Below are 21,665 nucleotides of genomic sequence, written 5' to 3'. Positions count from 1 at the left end.
GGCATGGGCCCGTCGCTGATCGGTCTGGCCATGGGTGACGCCGGTGGCTACAAGGCCTCGGACATGTGGGGCCCGTCCAGTGACCCGGCGTGGCAGCGCAACGACCCGTCGCTGCAGGTCGGCAAGCTGGTCGCGAACAACACCCGCATCTGGATCTACTGCGGTAACGGCAAGCCGTCCGACCTCGGTGGCGACAACCTGCCCGCCAAGTTCCTGGAAGGCTTCGTGCGTACCAGCAACATCAAGTTCCAGGACGCCTACAACGGCGCCGGTGGTCACAACGCGGTGTTCAACTTCGACGCCAACGGCACGCACGACTGGCCGTACTGGGGCTCGCAGCTCAACGCCATGAAGGGTGACCTGCAGAGCACGCTGGGCGCCACCCCGGGCTCCGGCCCCGCCACCGCCGCTCAGGTGGGGGTGAACCAGGGCACTGGCACCTAGATCGCCAGGCGCGTAAACCGCAAACAAACGGCGGCGACCTCTGGTCGCCGCCGTTTGTCATCTCCAGGTGACCGCGCCGCAACCGTCCCTTTCTCCGGTTGTGACGGTGTGGTTAGCTACGTTGCGGGCCGGGGAGGCCGCGGCGCTGTGTGCACAGCGATACACATGGAGGTGGACATGAGGGGTCTGTCGGTCCTGGTGCGGCTGCTTTGCGTCGCCGTGCTGTCGATCGCGTTAGGCGGGATTACGGCGACCACGGCGTCCCTGGGGAAGGCCAAGGCCGCGGCGTACGAAACCTTGATGGTGCCGTCGGGCGCGATGGGCCGCGACATCCCCGTCGCATTCCTGGCCGGTGGTCCGCACGCGGTCTATCTGCTGGACGCCGCCAACGCTGCCCCTGATGTGAGCAACTGGGTCACCGCCGGCAACGCAATGAACACTCTGGCCGGCAAGGGCATCTCGGTGGTGGCCCCCGCCGGTGGCGCCTTCAGCATGTACACCAACTGGGAACAGGACGGCAGCAAGCAGTGGGACACGTTCCTGTCCAGTGAGCTGCCCGACTGGCTGGCCGCGAACAAGGGTCTGGCGCCCGGTGGCCACGCCGCCGTCGGGGCCTCCCAGGGCGGTTACGGCGCGATGGCGCTGGCCACCTTCCACCCCGACCGCTTCGGCTTCGCCGGCTCGCTGTCCGGCTTCCTGTACCCGTCGGAGACCTTCTCCAACGGCGCCATCCTGGCCGGCCTGCAGGAATTCGGCGGCGTGGACGGCAACGGCATGTGGGGAGCCCCACAGCTGGGCCGCTGGAAGTGGCACGACCCGTGGGTGCATGCCGCGCTGCTGGCGCAGAACAACACCCGCGTGTGGGTTTACAGCCCCACCACCGAGGCCGGTGACGCCGCCGCCATGATGGGCGCCGCGAGCGCCGCGATGGGCAACAGCCGCACCTTCTACCAGCAATATCGCAGCGTCGGCGGGCACAACGGCCACTTCGACCTCGGCGGCGGGGACAACGGGTGGGGCTCGTGGTCGGCGCAGCTGGGCGCCATGTCCGGCGACATCGTCGGCGCCATCCGCTAGCCCCGGCGGCCGCAGCGCGGAGGGCACGCTCCGGCGAGCCGGTACGGTGTAGGTCGAGCGGCAGAGGCGTCACTTTGCTGCGCGGGTGAGTAGGGCGCGACGGTGCGCGTTACCGATACCCACCGGTATTCGCACACGGGACCGTACCGACGGCCCACCGACGCTGCTGGCAGGAGAACATGGCCAACACCGCCCGTCGCCGCAGGCGCCACCGAATTCTGGCTTGGTCCGCGGCCGGTGCGATGGCCCTGGTCGTGGCGTTGGTCATCGTGGCCGGGGTGATGCTGCTGAAGCACAAGGAGCCGCCGCCGAGCGCGGTTCCTCCCGGCGTGCTGACACCGGGGCCGACCACATCGCATCCGCGCAAGCCGCGACCGGCGTCCCAAGACGCTTCCTGTCCCGACGTGCAGATGATCTCGGTGCCCGGCACGTGGGAGTCCTCGCCCACCGACGATCCGCTCAACCCGACGCAGTTCCCCCGGGCGCTTCTGCTCACCGTGACCGGACCGATCGGTCAGCAGTTTCCGTCGTCGCGCGTGCAGACGTACACCGTCCCCTACACCGCACAGTTCCGTAATCCGCTCAGCGCCGACAACCAGATGAGCTACAACGACAGCCGCGCCGAAGGCACCCGGGCCACGGTGCAGGCCATCACCGACATGAACAACAAGTGCCCGCTGACGAGTTACGTGATCGTCGGCTTCTCCCAGGGCGCGGTGATCGCCGGGGACGTCGCGAGCGACATCGGCAACGGCCGCGGACCCGTCGACGAGGACCTAGTGCTGGGCGTGACGGTGATCGCCGACGGCCGACGCCAGCAGGGAGTGGGCAATCTCATTCCGCCCAACCCACCCGGCGAAGGCGCCGAGATCACCCTGCACGAAGTGCCGGTGCTGTCGGGGCTTGGACTGACCATGACCGGCGCACGGCCGGGCGGGTTCGGGGATCTCAACGCCCGGACCAATGAGATCTGCGCGCAGGGCGATCTGATCTGTGCGGCACCGCAGGAGGCGTTCAGTCCGGCCAACCTGCCGACCACGCTGAACACCTTGGCCGGCGGCGCCGGACAGCCCGTGCATGCGATGTATGCAACGCCGGACTTCTGGAACTCCGACGGACAGTCCGCTACGGAATGGACGCTGAATTGGGCCCACGGTCAGGTGGATAAGGCGCCCCATCCCAAACATGGCTGACCGGGCGGTGGGACACAGCGGCGGGTGCGGCGATTGTCACGGCAACAGCGGTACCTTGTGATTTGGTGTGCCGCGCACGGCCCCTTAACATTAAGAGAAAATTAAGAGCATGTGGTTGACCCGGTTGGGTCGAGGTTGGCACGACAGGCGCCCGAGTGGGGAAGCGCCAGTCGGGGCCTCCGCGCGTAAAACAGATAGTCGGCACGGCCGACGAACACAGACGTTGTGACAGGAGAACACGCATGGCGTACCACAACCCCTTCATCGTGAACGGCAAGATCAAGTTCCCGGACAATACGAACCTGGTCAAGCACGTCGAGAAGTGGGCGAGGGTCCGCGGCGACAAATTGGCCTACCGCTTCATCGACTTCTCCACCGAGCGCGATGGGGTGAACCGCGACATCTCCTGGGCTGACTTCGGCGCACGCAACCGCGCCGTCGGGGCCCGCTTGCAGCAGGTGACCCAGCCGGGTGACCGTATCGCCATCCTGTGCCCGCAGAACCTGGACTACCTCATCTCGTTCTTCGGCACCTTGTACTCCGGCCGCATCGCGGTGCCGCTGTTCGACCCGGGCGAGCCGGGCCACGTCGGGCGGTTGCACGCCGTGCTCGACGACTGCACTCCCACCACGATCCTGACCACGACCGACGCCGCCGAAGGCGTACGCAAGTTCATCCGCAGCCGTTCGGCCAAGGAGCGCCCGCGCATCATCGCCGTCGACGCGGTGCCCAACGAGGTGGCCTCCACGTGGGAGGAGCCGCAAGCCAACCAGGACACCATCGCCTACCTGCAGTACACGTCGGGCTCCACCCGCACGCCGACCGGCGTGCAGATCACCCACCTCAACCTGCCCACCAACGTGCTGCAGGTGCTGGTCGGGTTGGAAGGCAAGGAAGGTGACCGCGGCCTGTCCTGGCTGCCGTTCTTCCACGACATGGGGCTGATAACGGCGTTGCTGTCGCCGGTGCTGGGCCACAACTTCACCTTCATGACACCGGCCGCGTTCGTGCGCCGCCCGGGCCGCTGGATCCGGGAGATGGCCCGCAAGCCCGAGGACGGCCCACAAACCGAGGTGTTCACCGTGGCGCCGAACTTCGCCTTCGAGCACGCCGCGGTGCGCGGCGTCCCCAAGGACGGCGAGCCGCCGCTGGACCTGAGCAACGTCAAGGCCATCCTGAACGGCAGCGAGCCGGTGTCGCCGGCGTCGATGCGCAAGTTCTACGAGGCGTTCGCGCCCTACGGCCTGCGCGACACCGCGATCAAGCCGTCCTACGGCCTGGCCGAGGCGACGCTGTTCGTCTCCACCACCCCGATGGACGAGGCGCCGACCATCATCCACGTCGACCGCGACGAGTTGAACAACCAACGCTTTGTCGAGGTCGACGCCGACGCGCCCAACGCCGTCGCGCAGGTCTCCGCCGGCGTCATCGGTGTCGACGAATGGGCCGTCATCGTCGACCCCGACACGGCCAGCGAGCTGCCGGACGGCCAGATCGGCGAGATCTGGTTGCACGGGCAGAACCTGGGCACCGGCTACTGGGGCAAGGACCAGGAGACGTCGGAAACCTTCAAGAACATCCTCAAGTCGCGGGTCAGCCAGTCGCACGCCGAAGGCGCCGCCGACGACGGGTTGTGGGTGCGCACCGGTGACTACGGCACCTACTACAAGGGTCACCTCTATATTGCGGGCCGCATCAAGGACCTGGTCATCATCGACGGCCGCAACCACTACCCGCAGGACCTCGAGTTCTCCGCGCAGGAAGCCAGCCGGGCGTTGCGCACCGGGTATGTGGCCGCCTTCTCCGTCCCGGCCAACCAGTTGCCGCAGGTCGTGTTCGACAACCCGCACACCGGGCTCAAGTACGACCCGGAGGACACCTCCGAGCAGCTGGTCATCGTGGCCGAGCGCGCCGCCGGCACGCACAAGCTGGACTACCAACCCATCGCCGATGACATCCGCGCCGCCATCGCGGTGCGCCACGGGGTCACCATCCGCGACCTGCTCCTGGTGCAGGCCGGAACCATTCCCCGTACCTCCAGTGGAAAGATCGGCCGCCGCGCGTGCCGTGCCGCCTATCTCGACGGCAGCCTGCGCAGCGGCATCGGATCGCCGACGGCCTTCGCTACCGAATCGAGCTAGAACGCAACACCATGGCTGACACAGACGCTGAATCTCCGGAGAACTCAACCGCCCCCAACGCGCCGGCCAAACAGACCGACATGACGGTCCCCGAGATGCGCGAATGGATGCGCAACTGGGTGGCGAAGGCCACCGGCCAGTCCGCCGACAAGATCGACGAGTCGGTGCCGATGGTGGAACTGGGCCTGTCGTCGCGCGACGCCGTCGCGATGGCCGCCGACATCGAGGACATGACCGGTGTCACGTTGTCGGTCGCGGTGGCCTTCCAGCACCCGACCATCGAGTCGTTGGCCGCTCGGATCATCGAAGGCGAGCCGGAGCACGAAGACGACGGCAGCCTGGACAACGCCGACTGGTCGCGCAAGGGTCCGGCCGAACGCGTCGACATCGCGATCGTCGGTCTGTCCACCCGACTGCCCGGGGACATGAACACCCCCGACGAGACCTGGCAGGCGTTACTAGAGGGGCGCGACGCGATCACCGACCTGCCCGAGGGCCGCTGGTCGGAATTCCTCGAAGAGCCGCGGCTGGCGGCGCGCATCAAGTCCGCGCGCACCCGCGGCGGCTACCTGAAGGACATCAAGGGCTTCGACTCGGAGTTCTTCGCGGTCGCCAAGACCGAAGCCGACAACATCGACCCGCAGCAGCGGTTGGCGCTGGAGCTGACCTGGGAGGCGCTCGAGCACGCCCGCATTCCCGCGTCCAGCCTGCGCGGCGAGGCCGTCGGTGTCTACGTCGGCGTCTCCAACAACGACTACAGCTTCCTGGCGGTGTCCGACCCGACCATCGCGCACCCGTATGCCATCACCGGCACCGCGACCTCGATCATCGCCAACCGGGTCTCCTACTTCTATGACTTCCGTGGGCCGTCGGTCGCGGTCGACACCGCATGCTCGAGCTCGCTGGTGGCCATGCATCAGGCCGTGCAGGCGCTGCGCAACGGCGAGGCCGACGTCGCGGTCGCCGGTGGCGTCAACGCGCTGATCACCCCGGTGGTGACGCTGGGCTTCGACGAGATCGGCCAGGTGCTGTCCCCGGACGGCCGGATCAAGTCGTTCTCCTCCGACGCCGACGGCTACACCCGCTCCGAGGGCGGCGGCATGCTGGTGCTCAAGCGGGTCGACGACGCGCGCCGCGACGGCGACCAGATCCTGGCCGTCATCGCCGGCAGCGCGGTCAACCACGACGGCCGGTCCAACGGCCTGATCGCCCCCAACCAGGACGCGCAGGCCGACGTGCTGCGGCGGGCCTACAAGGACGCCGGCATCGACCCGCGCACCGTCGACTACATCGAGGCGCACGGCACCGGCACCGTCCTGGGTGACCCGATCGAGGCCGAGGCGCTGGGCCGCGTCGTCGGCAAGGGGCGGCCGGCGGATCGTCCGGCGCTGCTGGGTGCGGTGAAGACCAACGTCGGCCACCTGGAGTCGGCGGCCGGTGCGGCCAGCATGGCCAAGGTGGTGCTGGCGCTGCAGCACGACAAGTTGCCGCCGTCGATCAACTACGCCGGGCCCAGCCCGTACATCGACTTCGACGCGATGCGGCTGAAGGTGGTCGACCAGGCCACCGACTGGCCGCGCTACGGCGGCTACGCGCTGGCCGGGGTGTCCAGCTTCGGCTTCGGCGGCGCCAACGCGCACCTGGTGGTCCGCGAGGTCCTGCCGCGCGACGTCATCGAACGCGAGCCCGAACCCGAAGCGGCGCCGCAGGTTCCCGTGGTGTCGGCGGGCGACGACCCGGCCGAGGGCCAGGGGCACTCGCTGCGGTTCGACGAGTTCGGCGAGATCGTCGCCGACGACCCGGCGGCCCAAGAAGAAGAGTACGAGCTGCCCGGCGTCACCGAGGAGGCGCTGCGACTCAAGGCCGCCGCGCTCGAGGAGCTCGCCGCCCAAGAGCCGGCCGCGCCGCTGATTCCGCTGGCCGTCTCGGCCTTCCTGACCTCGCGCAAGAAGGCCGCCGCCGCGGAGTTGGCCGACTGGCTGGAAAGTCCGGAGGGTCAGGCGTCGTCGCTGGAGTCGATCGGCCGGGCGCTGTCGCGGCGCAACCACGGCCGCTCGCGGGCGGTGGTGCTGGCGCACGACCACGACGAGGCGGTCAAGGGCCTGCGCGCGATCGCCGAGGGCAAGCAGCGGCCGGGGGTGTTCAGCACCGACGGGCCGGTGACCAACGGCCCGGTGTGGGTGCTCGCCGGATTCGGCGCGCAGCACCGCAAGATGGGCAAGAGCCTGTACCTGCGCAACGAGGTCTTCGCCGAATGGATCGAGAAGGTCGACGCGCTGGTGCAAGACGAGCTCGGCTACTCCGTGCTCGAGCTGATCCTGGACGACTCGCAGGACTACAGCATCGAGACCACGCAGGTCACCATCTTCGCGATACAGATCGCGCTCGGTGAGCTGCTCAAGCACCACGGCGCCAAGCCGGCCGCGGTGGTCGGCCAGTCGCTGGGTGAAGCGGCGTCGGCGTACTTCGCCGGTGGGTTGTCTCTGCAGGACGCCACCCGGACCATCTGCTCGCGCTCGCACCTGATGGGTGAGGGCGAGGCGATGCTGTTCGGCGAGTACATCCGGTTGATGGCGCTGGTGGAGTACTCCGCCGAGGAAATCAAGACGGTGTTCTCCGACTTCCCGAATCTGGAGGTGTGCGTCTACGCCGCGCCGACCCAGACGGTCATCGGCGGCCCGCCCGACCAGGTGGACGCGATCATCGCCCGCGCGGAATCCGAGGGCAAGTTCGCCCGCAAGTTCCAGACCAAGGGCGCCAGCCACACCACGCAGATGGACCCGCTGCTGGGCGAGTTGGCGGCCGAGCTGCAGGGCATCAAGCCGATGAGCCCCACGGCCGGTATCTACTCGACCGTGCACGAGGGCCGCTACATCAAACCCGGCAGTGAGCCGATCCACGACGTCGACTACTGGAAGAAGGGGCTGCGTCACAGCGTCTACTTCACGCAGGGCATCCGCAACGCCGTCGACAGTGGCCACACCACCTTCCTGGAACTGGCCCCCAACCCGGTGGCGCTGATGCAGGTGGGTCTGACCACGGCGGCGGCCGGGCTGCACGACGCCCAGCTGATCCCGACGCTGGCCCGCAAGCAAGACGAGGTCGAGTCGATGGTTTCGACTATGGCCCAGCTCTTCGTCTACGGCCACGACCTGGACGTCCGGACGCTGTTCACCCGCGCCCAGAGCCCGCAGGACTATGCGAATATCCCGCCGACCCGGTTCAAGCGCAAAGAGCACTGGCTGGACGCGCACTTCGCCGGCGACGCCGCGGTCATCATGCCCGGCACCCACGTCGCGCTGCCGGACGGCCGCCACGTGTGGGAGTATGCGCCGCGCGACGGCGAGGTGGACCTGGCCGCGTTGGTGCGCGCCGCCGCCGAACAGGTGTTGTCCGACGCGCAGCTGACCGCCGCCGAACAGCGGGCGGTGCCCGGTGCGGGCGCTCGGTTGGTGACCACCATGACCCGCCACCCCGGTGGCGCGTCGGTGCAGGTGCACGCCCGCATCGACGAGTCGTTCACCCTGGTGTACGACGCGCTGGTGACTCGGGCGGGCCAGCAGTCGGTGCTGCCGACCGCGGTCGGGGCGGGTACGGCTGTCGCCACTCCGCTGGCGACCACCGCGGCTCCGGCGGCGCCCGAGCAGCCCGTTGATGAGGCCGCAGCCGAAACGCTGACCGACAGCCTGACCAACCGGTATTTCTCGGCCAGCATGGGCAAATGGTCGCCGGACTCCGGTGAGACCATCGCCGAGCGCCTGGGTCTGATCGTCGGCTCGGCCATGGGGTACGAGCCCGAGGACCTGCCGTGGGAGGTGCCGCTGATCGAGCTCGGTCTGGACTCGCTGATGGCGGTGCGGATCAAGAACCGGGTCGAGTACGACTTCGACCTGCCGCCGATCCAGCTGACCGCGGTCCGCGACGCCAACCTCTACAACGTGGAGAAGCTGATCGAGTACGCGGTCGAGCACCGCGACGAGGTGCAGCAGCTGCACGAGCACCAGAAGACGCAGACGGCCGAGGAGATCGCCCGGGCGCAGGCCGAGCTGGTCAGCGGCGCGTCGGCGGCTTCGCTGGTAGCGCCCGCGCCCGACCCGCAGGCCGAGCCGGAAACCCAAGCCGACCCGGAAGCCGAGTCCGCGGTGCCGCCGGCATCGGACGTGCCGATCCCACCGCCGCCGACCAACCCGCTGGGACCGTCGGGCGGCAATGGCAGCGGCAATGGCAGCGCCGAGCAACGCAACGGCACCCCGGATCTGAAGGGCGCCGCCGAGGCGCTCAACCAAGAGGCCGTCGCCAAGGCGCTGAACTCCGACGTGCCGCCGCGTGACGCCGCCGAGCGGGTCACCTTCGCCACCTGGGCGATCGTCACCGGCAAGTCGGCGGGCGGCATCTTCAACCCGCTGCCCAAGCTCGACGAGGCCAGCGCCGCCAAGATGGCGCAGCGGCTCTCCGAGCGGGCCGAAGGGCCGATCACCGTCGAGGACGTGCTGACGTCGAAGAACATCGAGGAATTGGCCGACAAGGTGCGCGGCTACCTCGAGGCCGGGGTGGTCGACGGGTTCGTCCGAACCTTGCGGCCGCGGCAGGAAGGCAGCACAAAGGTTCCGGTCTTCGTGTTCCACCCGGCGGGCGGGTCGACCGTGGTGTACGAGCCGCTGCTGAGCCGGCTGCCCACCGACACGCCGATGTACGGCTTCGAGCGGGTGGAGGGCTCGATCGAGGAGCGCGCCGAACAGTACGTGCCGAAGCTGATCGAGATGCAGGGCGACGGGCCCTACGTGCTGGTCGGCTGGTCGCTGGGCGGGGTACTGGCCTACGCGTGTGCGATCGGGCTCAAGCGGCTGGGCAAGGACGTCCGGTTCGTCGGCCTGATCGACGCCGTGCGCGCCGGGGAGGAGATCCCGCAGACCAAGGAAGAGATTCGCAAGCGCTGGGAGCGCTACGCCCGGTTCGCCGAGAAGACCTTCAACGTCACCATTCCCGAGATTCCGTACGAGCACCTCGAGCAGCTCGACGACGAGGGTCAGGTGCGGTTCGTGCTGGAAGCGGTCAGCCAGAGCGGGGTGGAGATCCCGGCCGGGATTATCGAACACCAGCGCACGTCCTACCTGGACAACCGGGCGATCGACACCGCGCAGATCCAGCCGTACGACGGGCATGTCACCCTCTACATGGCCGATCGATACCATGACGACGCGATCATGTTCGAGCCGCGGTATGCCGTGCGTCAACCGGACGGCGGCTGGGGCGAGTACGTGTCCGACCTCGAGGTCGTGCCGATCGGTGGCGAGCACATCCAGGCCATCGACGAGCCGATCATCTCGAAAGTCGGGGCACACATGACCCGCGCGTTGGCACAGGTTGAGGCCGAGGCCCCAGCCGACACGTCAAGAGTTAGGTAGGCAACCAGTGAAAGCGGTAGAGCCTTCTCGCGCGCACACGACCGCCGAAAAGCTGGCCGAGCTGCGCGCTCGCCTGGAGCTGGCCCAGGAGCCGGGCGGCGAGAAGGCCGCCGCCAAGCGCGACAAGAAGGGCATCCCCAGCGCCCGGGCCCGGGTGCACGCGCTGGTCGACCCGGGTTCCTTCTTCGAGATCGGGGCCCTGTGCAAGACCCCGGGTGATCCGAACGCGCTCTACGGCGACGGGGTGGTCACCGGCCACGCCCTGATCGACGGCCGCCCGGTCGGGGTGTTCTCGCACGACCAGACGGTGTTCCAGGGCACCGTCGGCGAGATGTTCGGCCGCAAGGTGGCCAGGCTGATGGAATGGTGCGCGATGGTCGGCTGCCCGATCGTCGGCATCCAGGACTCCGGCGGCGCCCGGATCCAGGACGCGGTTACCTCGCTGGCCTGGTACGCCGAGCTGGGCCAACGCCACGAGGCGCTGTCCGGAGTGGTGCCACAGATCTCGCTGATCTTCGGCAAATGCGCCGGGGGAGCGGTCTATTCGCCGATCCAGGACGACCTGCTCGTCTCGGTGCGCGACCAGGGCTACTTCTTCGTCACCGGTCCCGACGTGATCCGCGAGGTCACCGGCGAAGACGTCACCCTCGACGAGCTCGGCGGCTCCGACGCGCAGGCCCGCTACGGCAACATCCACCACGTGGTGAACTCCGAGGCCGAGGCGTTCCAGTACGTGCGCGAATTCCTGTCGTTCCTGCCGTCGAATTGCTTCGCCGCGCCGCCGGTCATCAACCCTGGTATGGAACCGGAGATCACCCCGACCGATCTCGAACTCGATTCGATCGTGCCGGACTCCGATAACGCGGCCTACGACATGCACGAGATCCTGCTGCGCATCTTCGACGACGGTGACTTCCTCGAAGTCGCCGCCCAGCACGGGCCGGCCATCATCACCGGTTATGCGCGCGTGGACGGACGCCCGGTGGGCGTGATCGCCAACCAGCCGATGCACCTGTCCGGGGCCATCGACAACGAAGCCTCCGACAAGGCGGCGCGGTTCATCCGGTTCTGTGATTCCTTTCAGATCCCGCTGGTGTTTGTGGTGGACACGCCCGGATTCCTGCCGGGTGCCGAGGAGGAGAAGCGGGGCATCATCAAGCGCGGCGGGCGGTTCCTGTACTCCGTCGTCGAGGCCGACGTGCCGAAGGTGACCATCACCATCCGCAAGTCCTACGGCGGCGCCTATGCGGTGATGGGATCCCGGCAGCTGACCGCAGACTTCAACTTCGCCTGGCCCACCGCGCGCATCGCAGTGATCGGCGCCGAGGGAGCCGCGCAGTTGCTGGTGAAACGCTTTCCCGACCCGACCGCGCCCGAGGTGCAGCAGATCAAGAAGGACTTCATCGAGGGTTACAACCTCAACATGGCGATCCCGTGGATCGCTGCCGAGCGCGGGTTCATCGACGCGGTGGTGGACCCACACCAGACCCGGCTGTTGCTGCGCAGGTCGCTGCATATCTTGCGGGACAAGCAGCAGTGGCGGCGGTTGGGCCGCAAGCACGGCCTGATCCCGGTCTAGCTCCTCCCCGCGCGAGCAGACGCGAAATCGCACGTAGAACCCGGTATCGGCGCGACTTTGCGTCTGCTCGCGACTGGAAGGTGCCTTCCTTGTCTAGAGCGCGAGGGCCCCGGCGGCCAGCTCCTCGAAACGCTCCAGCGCCTCGTCGGTGTCCGCGTCGATGCCGCGCAGCGGTCCCCGATCAGCCAGGTAGCGCTGCGCGTAGAGCCGGGCAACCAGGGCCTTACGGTCGGTGCCGCGAGTTTCCCGCTCCCAGGCCGCCTGCTCGGTGAGCAACGCGCCCGCATACACGTCGCCCATGAACTGCGCCAGCGGCAGCAACCGCGCCTCGGCGATATCGCCGTCCAGCTTCGACCAGGCGGTGATCGCCGCGTCGAGATCTTCGATGCGCCCGGCGACCAGCCCGGTGGTCTCCCCGGTGGTCTCGTTGTCGTCGGACACCGACACCGCATCGCGCATCCGCGCCAGCAGCGGCTCGTGGGCGCGGGACTGCTCGATACCGCGCCGCACGTCCAGCGACAGGATGTTGTCCGACCCCTCCCAGATGGTGTTGACCTGGGCGTCGCGCAGTAGCCGGGCAACCGGCCAGGTTTCGATATAGCCGTTGCCGCCGTGCAACTCGATGGCGTCCGACGCCGCGGTGATGCCCAGCCGGCACACCTTGAGCTTGGTCACCGGCACCGCGATGCGCTGCCGGATGGCTTTGGGCTGGCGGTGGTTCGGGAAGCCGATGCCGTCGAACACCAACGCCTGAGTGGCTTCGACGTCGACGATCATCTCGGCCAGCTTGCGCCGAACCAGCGGCTTGTCGATCAGCGCGCTGCCGAACGCTTCCCGTTGCCGGGCGTAGCACAACGCTTCCACCAAGGCGCGGCGCGCGTTGCCGAGCGCGAACGCGGCGATGCCCAGCCGCAATCGGTTGGTCAGCTCCATCATGCGGCCCAGACCCTTGCCGTCGGACGGGCCCGCTTCGCCCCGGGGTTCACCGGAGAGCAGAAACGCTTCGGCGTCGACCAGTTCGATTTCCCCGGACGCCACCGAGCGGGTGCCCAACTTGTCCTTGAGCCGGCGGATGCGCACCCCGTTGCGGGAGCCGTCGCGGCGGGTGCGCAGCACCAGGAAGCTGGCCACGCCGCGACTGGAGTCGGGCGCGCCTTCCGGTTTGGCCAGGGCGATGAACGCCTCACCGGCGCAGTTGGAGGCGAACCACTTGAAGCCGTTGAGTAACCAAGCGTCGCCGTGTTTGGTCGCGGTGGTTTCGATGGCGCCGAGATCGGAGCCTCCGGTGCGTTCGGTCATCAACTGCGCGGCTTCGCCCTCCCACTCGCCGGAGTCGAGCTTGGCCAACACGTAGTCGCGCACGTCGGTCGGGGCGAAGGCGCTGACCAGCGCGCGGACCATGTTGCCGCCGGTGCCCAGCGCGCAGGCCAACCCAATGTCGGCCTGGTTGAGCAGATAGTTGGAGGCGAACAGCGGCAGCGACGCGCGGAACCCGCCGCGATGTGCGTCGGCCCGCAACTCCTGCTGTGCGTCGAGGACGGCGCGCTTGGACTGGGTGAACGACGCCGGCATGACGACCCGGCTGACGTCGTGGCCCCAGCGGTCGTAGCGCTCCAGATACGGCGGATTGCGGTCGGTTTCCTCGGCCCACCGGGCGACGGGGCCGCCCATCAGTGCGCCGATGCGCACCAGATGCGGTTCGGCGACGGCCAGTTCGTCGGGCTGCAGGTAGTAGGACATGATGAACTGCAGCGTGGGATCGGTCCGGTACCAGTTGAGGCCGGTGGCGCCCTGGTAGTTCTCGGTGCGGTAGCGCTCGGCTTTCTCCGGGGTCGAGAAGGGCAGCCGGTCGACGGCTTCGGACCCGTACTGCGGGTCGTACTCGGTCATGACGCGACGGTATTACAGCCGCGGGGTCAAAGCAGCTATACCGGCACCACGAAATCCGAGGTGTAGACCTCCGCGGGGTTCTGCGAATTCTCCGCCGGTCGTGCCACCCATACCCAAACACCGGTCTGGCCCTGCCTGATCGGCGCGGTAATGGTCACGTTCCCCTGGCCCGCCTCGTTGGTGACCAAGCTGCTGAAGGTGGTCCCCGGATCACCGGGGCCGCAGGTCACCGCCGACGGCAGCGGCGCCTGGATCAGACCGACGTCGTAGCGGGTGCCCGGCTGGTTTTGCACCGACAGCTGCACATCAGCAGTCACCGACGAGCCGCTACTGCGCACCATGGCCATGCCCCCACCCAGAGCCGGAGCTCGGATCTGAGGTGCGACGCTGGACGCGCCGTAATCGCAATGCCGCAACACACTGCGCAACGCGACCCGGGTGGCACTGCCGTCCGGCGCAGCCGCCGCGATACCCGTAGCGCCGGCACAAACGGCTGCCGCTGAAGCGGTCGCGCACAACAATTTCAGCCCACGCATCGGCTCACCACCGTTGATCGAGTACCTGACGGAACGTGAGATTAACCACATCGTCTCGCCAGGAAACATAAGCGGTTTGCTACATATGCCTGCCGGCGGAGTCGGCCAGCGCCTCGCCGACCGCGGCGGCGCCCTGCGGCGTCGGATGCAGCGGCACCGCCGGATCCTCGGTCGCATACCCGTTCACGTACCGGTCGGCGGGCGCGGCGCACATGTCGTGACCCCGATGCAGCGGCCTGGTATCGAAGTATTCGACGCCGTTGGCCGACGCGATCTTTCGCTGCTGCTCGTCGAGGCCGTCGACCTTGGCCTGTAGATAGTCAGCGTCCTGCGGCAACACCGGTTGGCTGGGGAAGCACCCGCCCGGCCGCAGCAGAATGCCGTACCCGACCAGGATGATCCGCGCTCTAGGCGCCCGGACTCGCACCCGATTGATCACTGCGGCCCAGGTCGGGGCGTGCGCGGCGGTCAGGGCCGCAACCCGGTCGACGCCACCGACGACGAACTGGTCCTGGCACGGCGTCGGATCGGGCGTCTTGACCTCGCACTGGCGCAATTCGGTGATGAGTTCGATGTCGTTGGCGCCGATGGTGATGGTGACCAGATCGGTTGTCCCGCTGACCGATTCGATCTGCGGGTCGACCAGTCCGGTCGACGTCTGCTGAGCGGCGCTGAGGACGTTGTCGGTGGTGGCGCCGCTGCAGGTCGCGTCGATGAAGGTGGCCACCTTGAGTCGGCGGGCGAACACCGACGGATAGTTATTGGTCGATTTGTGGCAGCCCTGGGGAGGTGCCGGCTCGGGGACGCCGGGGTCGGCGGCGACGGAATCACCGAGGGCGACGTAGTCCAAGCCGGGGCTCCCGGCGCGCGGAGCGCAGGCCAGGCACGCCGCGCCCAGCACCACCACGATGACCAGGCGCAGGGAGCCCACCGGCGGCGAGGTTAAGGCTTGATCCGGATCTGGCCGGGCGACCACAAGCCGCTGCGGGTCGCGGTGTCCAGGTCCAGTTGTGCGGGCGGGGCGTCGATCAGGGTGTCGAACTTGCGCAGCGATCCCCAGTCGCGGGCCCAGTCCCGCGACAGGTAGGTGGCCATCACGTGCGCGCGCAGTAGCAGGTCGGTGATGCCGAGCAGGCCGCCGTTGACGCCGTCCTCCCAGGAGTCGGTATCCAGCTTCTTGGCCGAATAGTCCGGCGTGATACGGAATTTCGGGATCTCGGTGACACCGTTGGTGTGCAACATCGGCCGCTGGCACGGGAAGGCCAAGCCCACCGCCCAGTCCAGCAGCACCGGCTGCGTGGAGCCGACGTACTCCTGCAAGGAACGAAGATCTGGCACCCGCGGCGGAGTCACCGCAATCCAGTCCTCGGGGGTCAGCGACAGGTCGTCGGCGACCACGCGGACCGCCACCGCGTCGGCGGGCATCTTCTCCCGGGGGAAGCGCAGGTTGCGCCAGGCCTTGGGCTGCTCGCCGTACAGGTCGTCGGGAACCATCCGGCCGGCCGGCACCAGCGCGCCGCCGGGACCGGGCTTGGCGTACTCCAACTCCACGGTCTGCCCGGCGGTGTAGTGGTGCAGCACGCTGTTGCCGGTGATCTTGCCCGCAGCGGTGATCACCACCAGCGGATGTCCGTCGTCGGCTCTGGGCAGCTGATACCAGGCGGAGGCGAGCCGGCTCTGTTGCTGCGCGCCGGTGGTGTAGGTACCGGCCAACGGCACCCGGGCCGGATCCAGTTGGTAGGGCAGCGGCACCGTTGACCCGTTGACGCCGGGGGCGGTCAGCTTCGTCGGCGCATCCCAGTCGTAGTCGGTGCCAGGCTGATTGGGCTTCATGACGATCGCTTCGGCGACGGTGTGTTCGGGCACCCCGTTGGGCGAGAAGCCGACCGGGTTGGCACCGCCGAGCGGACCCAGCGGGCCGTAATCACCGGGCAGCGGCGTCATGAAACCGGCATTGGGGTCGGGCTCGACCAGCACGTCGTCGGCTAATCCGCAACCACCGGTGAACGCGCGCAGGTTGGACCAGCCGTTGGAGTAGGTGGGGTACTGCCGCACGATGCCGATGCCCATCGAGGCCACGAAGACCAGGGCCATGAAGCCGGCCGCCAGCGCGATCGGCGCGGTCGTCAGGGCGGTGGTCAGCCGCCCCTCACCGGCGTCACGCGGGGCGAAGTGTAACCACGCCGTGTACAGCGCCGACAGCGCGAACAGCACGAAAAAGACTGTGCTGACGGTGATTCCGCCGATCTTTGGCATGGCGCTGTTGAACGGCACGCCGTAGCTGGAGACATACCACCACCCGTTGGTGGTAGCGAAGCACAGCGCCAGCATGAAGAACAACGCCGTCACAAACGCCATCCGGTTGCGCGACCAGCGCAGCACCTTGGGCGACACCAGCACCGTGGTCAGTGCGGCCATCGCCGCCCCCACGGCGGCGAACAAGCCGAAGTGGTGCACCCATTTGGTGGGGGTGAACATCAGAAAGAACATGGTGGCGAAGATGACGCCCATGAGGCGCCAGGCCGGCCCGCGGGCCACCCCGGGAACTCGCTTGCGGCGCAACATGATGAACACCGCAGTGAAGAGGCACAGCGCGGTGATCAGGAAGCCCAGCCGACGCGACAGCGACCCGTCGACGGTGGGCAGGATCAGGTAGTAGTAGCGCAGGTTCTCGGTGTACCAAGCCTGGCTGGGCCCGATCTTGCTGCGTACCCGAGTGGCTTCCAGCACCGTCGACAACGTCTGGTCGACGAACACCACCGTCAGGATCACCGTCCCGGCTGCCAGCATGGGCGCCAGCAACGGTAGGGTGCCGACCATGCGCCGGCGTTTGACCAGGATGCGCAGGATGGGTCGGCCACCGGCGACCAACGCGGCCACCGCAATCAGACCGGTCGGCTGCACACCGAGGGTGAACGCGGCGGCGATGATCGCCAGCGCCGCCGGCGTCAACCGGCTGTACCGCATCGACCGCTCGATCAGCACATAGGTCACCAGCGACCCGAGCGCGATGATGCCTTCCGGACGCAGGCCGTTGTTGAACGGCATCCACGCCGTCAACAGCACCATTGCCGCCGCCCAGTTGGCCGGCTTGCTGCCCGCCACCGCCGGGCCCAGCCGGGGCAGCACCTCCCGGGACAGCAGCAGCCAGCACACCAGCCCGGCGAACAGGTCCGGCAACCGCATCCAGATGCTGGCATCGCTGACGTGGGTCATCAACGCCAGCAGGTTGTAGTACCAGCCGAACGGGTCTTCCGGGCTGCCGAACCAGCGGAAGTAGTTGGACATGTAGCCGGCGCGGTCGGCGACGCGGGCCATGCCGAGGATGTAGCCGTCGTCGGAGGAGTTGGCGCCGATGACGTGCCAGAGCAGGAACGCGAAGAGCACCACCCCGTCGAGCAGGGTGAAGGTGCGCCAGTTCTGCGGGATCCACCGTCGCATGCGGTGGCCGTCCAGCTGGTCCAGGCGCCACAGCGCGACCAGGGCGATGACGGTGGCCACGATGGCGCCGATGATGGCCAGCAGCTTCAGCGTGGTGGGCGTGCTGGAGAACCGGGTGTCGATGGTCGCTTTGAGGCTCAGCCCGGGCGGCGCCGGACCGGTCAGATCGGTGAACACCCCGACGATCTGGGGACGCAGGTTGGGGTCGGGGTAGCCGCTACGCAACGGCGCCCCCCGCGGGTCGGTGAGTCCGACGAAGGTGGCGTAGGTACCGGCGTGCGTCGAGGTGACCTCGATGCGGTCGCATTGCGGGGAGACCACCTGCTCGCGCGGCACGGACAGGATCACCACGTTGCGGTCGGTGACGTCCACCCGTTGGCTGCTGACCACGACGAACAGCGCGTTGAGGTTGGCGTCCTTACCCTGCTTGGGTGCGGTGCCGAGCACCACGCCGCCGGTCGGCGGCATGCCGCGCACCACCGCGCACGGCACCGTGGCGGTGAAGTCGACCGGCGTCAGCGAGATCAGCGGCGCGGTCACGCTGCCCAGCTGCCCGTTCTGCGGCCAGTTGAGCGTCGCGGTGGTCTGCACGACCGGCAGCAGCGGCGTGGCGATCGACAGCACGAACCCGATCAGGCCGGCGATGGTGGCCACCCAGCGCGTCAGCCGCACGTCGCGGGGCGCCTCGGGGTGGCGGTCCGGGGTGGTCGTTTGTTGGTGATTGATGACGGTCATGGCAGGGCCCTAATCGGTCCTTGCCGGCTCCAGCCGGGCACTGAGATCACACCTTCGTCGACGACGGCCTCCGGCGCCTGCTCGGCCGGCACCAACCGGAAGTACTGTTCCACCGTTCCCCAGTCGCGGTACCAGTCGCCCCGCAGATACGTGCCGATCGTCGAGGTCCGCAGCAGCGCTTGGGTGAACAGGAACGGACCCCCGGTCGAGCTGGCCTGCCACAGGTTGGACGACGAGGCGGTCTGCTTGTGGTCGGGCAGAATGCGGTATTGCGGCAATTCGGCGATGCCGAGGTGTTCGGTGAACGGGCGCTGGCAGGGGAAGTTGGCGGCCGTCGCGATGTCCATCAGCACCGGCGTCTGGGATCCGATGAGCTGCTGCAGCGTCTCCAGCATCGGGACCCGGGGTGGGGTGAACGCGAACCACTGCTCGGAGCTGAGGTTGGGGTCGTAGGCGACGATGCGCGCCACGTTGGCCTCCGGCGGCGCTCCGGTCAGCGGGAAACGCAAGTTGCGCCAGGCGGGCTGCGGGCCCAGGTCGATCGGGTACACCTCGTTCAGTGGCTGGGTGCTGCCGTCGGGCCGGGTGACGCCCCACTGCAGTTTGAGTTGCTGGCCGTACATGAAGTCGCCGTCCTCTTTGTAGGACCAGATGGCGCCGGCGGCCGAGATCACCACCAAGGGGCGGTCCGGACTGCGCGCCGGCAGCTGGTACCAGGCCGAGGTGGCCGTCGCGGCCAGGTTGTTCTCGCCGTAGCTGCCCATCACCGGGGTGCGGGCGGGATCGAGGCCGAAGGGCAGCGCCGCGTGTGAACCGTTGACTCCGGCCGGCCCTTTGCCGCCGGCGGTACCGGCCGAGTCGCTGATGGCGGCGTTGGGTTTGTTGGGCGAGGCGTCGGAGTTGACCACCCCGGGCTTGCTCACGACGGGATCGGATTTGAGGTCTTCGCCGACGCCTTCGGGTTTGAAGCCGACCGGGTTGATGCCGCCGAGCGGGCCGTCGGGGCCGAACGTCTGCCCGGGGACCGGTTGCAGCAGCCCGACGTTAGGGTCCGGCTCGGCCAGCACGTCGTCGGCCATGGCGCAGCTGGTCGGGGACAGGCTCGAGGTCAGCGCGGCCGCGTTGGCCTTGCCAGTGGTGTAGAGCGGATCGCGGAAGGCCGCCGCCTTGGCCAGCGAGCCGACCTCACCGAGAACCATGATCACCGCGACCACCAGCAGCGGCGTGGAGGCCAGCACCCGGTTGCGCCGGCTGTTCTTGACCTCGGTGTGCCCGGCGTAGTCCATTCGGAAGTGGTACCAAGCGGCCAGCAGCCCGGTCAGCACCGACAATGCCAAGAACATCGAGGTCACCGGGTGGCTGGCGATCACCGGCTGGATGTCATACCAGGGCACCCCGTAGTTGCCGACGTAGAACCAGCCGTTGATACCCGAGGTGGCCCAGGCCAGGATGAACAGCAGCGCGGTGACGTACAGCGCCAGGTTGCGTCGGCTGTGCAGACCGATGCGGGCGAAGGTGAACGCGGTGACCGCGCCCAGCGCGCCGGCCAGCCCGGCGAACGCGCCGAATTGCACGGCCCACTTCGTCGGTGTGAACGTCAACAGCAGCAGCCCGACCGCGGCTGTGCCGATCAGCCGCCACGCCGGTCCGCTGGCCAAGCCGGGCACACGTCCGCGGCGCAGCAGCACCGCCAACATCCCGAACATGCACAGCAGCATCACCAGGACGGCGAAGCGCCGTGACATCGAAGCGTCGGCGTTGCTCTCGACGGTAAGGAAGTAGTACCGCAGGAAGTCCTGATACCAGGCGATGGTCGGGCCGACCGTGTACTTGATCCGCGCCGATTCGGCGACCGTGGCCAACGTCTGGCTGCGGAACACCACGACCGTGATCAGCGACAAGGCCGCCGCCAAGACGATCAGCGGCGCCAGCAGGCCGTCGGTGGCGCGGCGGCGCCGGATCGTCCGGGCGATCACCCGGGCCCCGGTGAGCAGCGCGGCCACCGCGATCAGCCCCTGCGGCGCCAACGTGGCGGTGAGCAATGCGACGAAGATGGCGACGGCGGCCGGCGCCAGCCGGCCTTGGGAGATCGCCCGCTCCACCAACACCCAGGTGACCAGCACGCCCAGCGCGATCAGCGGCTCGGGCCGCAGCCCGTTGTTGAACGGCAGCCACGCGGCCAGGAACACCGCGCCCGCGGTGAGCACGGCCACCCGGTTGCCGGCCAGGCCGCCTCGTCCGGGTCCCAGCCGGGGCAGCATGCAGCGGCTGATGATCAGCCAGCACGCGATGCTGGCCACCAGGGCGGGCAGTCGCATCCAGACCCCGGCGGTGCTGATCGACGCCAGGCGGGCCAGCCAGGCGTAGTACCAGTCGAACGGGGCTTCGGTGGTGCCGAAGTAGCGGTAGTAGTTGGCGAAGTAGCCGGCCTTGGGCGCGACCCGCGCGATCGTCAGGTTGTAGCCGTCGTCGGTGGAGGTGGCGCCGATGACATGCCAGACCAGCAGCGTCGCGACGACGCCGAGGTCGGTCACCCAGGTGGCCAGGCCGGCGCGCAGCCAACGGGGCCGCTGCCCCTCGCGGTACCGGGCCAGCCACTGCTTGGGGGTGCGCCAGGTGCCGCCGCGGCTGTGGCGGTCCAGGGCACTGAGCGCGACGACGGCGGTCAGCACGGCCAGCGCACCCAGCACCATCGCCGCGGTCTTGAGCAACGTGGGCGTGGTGATGAATCGGGTGTCGACGTCGACGCGCGCCGACAAGCCGGGCTGGGCACGGACCTTGAGGTCGGTGAAGATGCCGCCGACTTGCGGCTTCTTCTCCGGAGAGAGCTTGCCCGCGGCGCCGGGGATGCCTTCGAAGTCCGCCCCGGCGCCGCCGGCGTCGGCCCACAGGTGCAGCACCCGGCAGGCACCGGCGGCGATCGCCGCGCGGGGGGCCACCGCGGCGACCGTGTCACGGAACGCGACGACGACGGTGTCGGTGTTGGCGCGCACGAACAGCCCGTGCTTTCCGGTGTCCACGCCTTCGCTGGGCAACGTCGACACCACCAGGCCGCCGCTGGCCGGCAACGTGGCGATGGCCGGGCAGGGGATGGAGATGTCCAGCGCCCGCGGTGCGCCGGATACCAGCGGCGCGGTGATCTGGCTGACGTTGCCGTCCGCGGCGGCGCCCTGGGGCCAGCGGATGGTGGCGGTCGTCTGCCGCACCGGAAGCAGCGGGACCAG

General features: G+C 68.6%; 11 protein-coding genes. 6 read left to right on the top strand and 5 right to left on the bottom strand.

Annotation, left to right across the window (positions count from 1 at the left end):
- The 6 genes from A9W95_RS04235 to A9W95_RS04210 form a co-directional block, all read left to right on the top strand.
- Positions 1 to 444, top strand: a 444-nt coding sequence (locus tag A9W95_RS04235; protein WP_216638129.1) for an alpha/beta hydrolase-fold protein, incomplete at its 5' end; no start/stop codon positions are given.
- 177 nt (positions 445 to 621) lie between these two features.
- The gene (locus tag A9W95_RS04230) at positions 622 to 1,521 is read left to right on the top strand and encodes an esterase family protein (RefSeq protein ID WP_067409373.1); all 900 of its coding nucleotides are present in this window, start codon (positions 622 to 624) and stop codon (positions 1,519 to 1,521) included.
- 179 nt (positions 1,522 to 1,700) lie between these two features.
- Positions 1,701 to 2,714 carry a cutinase family protein gene (locus A9W95_RS04225; protein WP_067409369.1) on the top strand — a complete coding sequence of 338 codons (1,014 nt, stop codon included), beginning with the start codon at positions 1,701 to 1,703 and terminating at the stop codon, positions 2,712 to 2,714.
- A 242-nt stretch (positions 2,715 to 2,956) separates the two neighbouring features.
- Complete coding sequence (gene fadD32, locus A9W95_RS04220; protein ID WP_067409368.1) at positions 2,957 to 4,855, top strand: long-chain-fatty-acid--AMP ligase FadD32; 1,899 nt, start codon at positions 2,957 to 2,959, stop codon at positions 4,853 to 4,855.
- A gap of 11 nt (positions 4,856 to 4,866) precedes the next feature.
- Positions 4,867 to 10,260 (top strand): polyketide synthase Pks13, encoded by a 5,394-nt coding sequence (gene pks13, locus A9W95_RS04215; RefSeq protein ID WP_067409367.1) that lies wholly within the window; start codon positions 4,867 to 4,869, stop codon positions 10,258 to 10,260.
- Between the two features lie 7 nt (positions 10,261 to 10,267).
- Positions 10,268 to 11,839 (top strand): acyl-CoA carboxylase subunit beta, encoded by a 1,572-nt coding sequence (locus tag A9W95_RS04210; RefSeq protein ID WP_067409366.1) that lies wholly within the window; start codon positions 10,268 to 10,270, stop codon positions 11,837 to 11,839.
- A gap of 93 nt (positions 11,840 to 11,932) precedes the next feature.
- Here the strand turns inward: A9W95_RS04210 and A9W95_RS04205 are convergent, their stop codons facing one another.
- The 5 genes from A9W95_RS04205 to A9W95_RS04185 all read right to left on the bottom strand — a co-directional run.
- Positions 11,933 to 13,729, bottom strand: a complete 1,797-nt coding sequence (locus tag A9W95_RS04205; protein ID WP_067409365.1) for an acyl-CoA dehydrogenase family protein — start codon at positions 13,727 to 13,729, stop codon at positions 11,933 to 11,935.
- A 35-nt stretch (positions 13,730 to 13,764) separates the two neighbouring features.
- On the bottom strand, positions 13,765 to 14,265 hold the full coding sequence (locus A9W95_RS27665) for a hypothetical protein (protein WP_067409372.1): 501 nt from the start codon (positions 14,263 to 14,265) through the stop codon (positions 13,765 to 13,767).
- Positions 14,266 to 14,344: 79 nt separating this feature from the next.
- Positions 14,345 to 15,196, bottom strand: coding sequence for an SGNH/GDSL hydrolase family protein (locus A9W95_RS04195; RefSeq protein WP_172826553.1), 852 nt, complete (start codon positions 15,194 to 15,196; stop codon positions 14,345 to 14,347).
- 11 nt (positions 15,197 to 15,207) lie between these two features.
- Complete coding sequence (embB, locus tag A9W95_RS04190) at positions 15,208 to 18,441, bottom strand: arabinosyltransferase EmbB (RefSeq protein WP_067409364.1); 3,234 nt, start codon at positions 18,439 to 18,441, stop codon at positions 15,208 to 15,210.
- Positions 18,438 to 21,665, bottom strand: a 3,228-nt coding sequence (locus A9W95_RS04185) for an arabinosyltransferase domain-containing protein (RefSeq protein WP_216638128.1), incomplete at its 5' end; no start/stop codon positions are given. The genes embB and A9W95_RS04185, both read right to left, overlap by 4 nt.

Origin of the sequence: Mycobacterium sp. 1423905.2, from assembly GCF_001673155.1 — a bacterium.
In the GTDB taxonomy this organism is placed as follows: Bacteria; Actinomycetota; Actinomycetes; order Mycobacteriales; family Mycobacteriaceae; genus Mycobacterium.
This window is presented reverse-complemented; position numbering and strand designations above follow the sequence as displayed.

Bases quoted from the DNA above. Each gene is read 5' to 3' on its own strand.
- A9W95_RS04230 (WP_067409373.1), top strand. From the start codon at position 622: ATGAGGGGTCTGTCGGTCCTGGTGCGGCTGCTTTGCGTCGCCGTGCTG.
- A9W95_RS04225 (WP_067409369.1), top strand. From the start codon at position 1,701: ATGGCCAACACCGCCCGTCGCCGCAGGCGCCACCGAATTCTGGCTTGG.
- fadD32 (WP_067409368.1), top strand. From the start codon at position 2,957: ATGGCGTACCACAACCCCTTCATCGTGAACGGCAAGATCAAGTTCCCG.
- pks13 (WP_067409367.1), top strand. From the start codon at position 4,867: ATGGCTGACACAGACGCTGAATCTCCGGAGAACTCAACCGCCCCCAAC.
- A9W95_RS04205 (WP_067409365.1), bottom strand. From the start codon at position 13,729: ATGACCGAGTACGACCCGCAGTACGGGTCCGAAGCCGTCGACCGGCTG.
- A9W95_RS27665 (WP_067409372.1), bottom strand. From the start codon at position 14,265: ATGCGTGGGCTGAAATTGTTGTGCGCGACCGCTTCAGCGGCAGCCGTT.
- embB (WP_067409364.1), bottom strand. From the start codon at position 18,441: ATGACCGTCATCAATCACCAACAAACGACCACCCCGGACCGCCACCCC.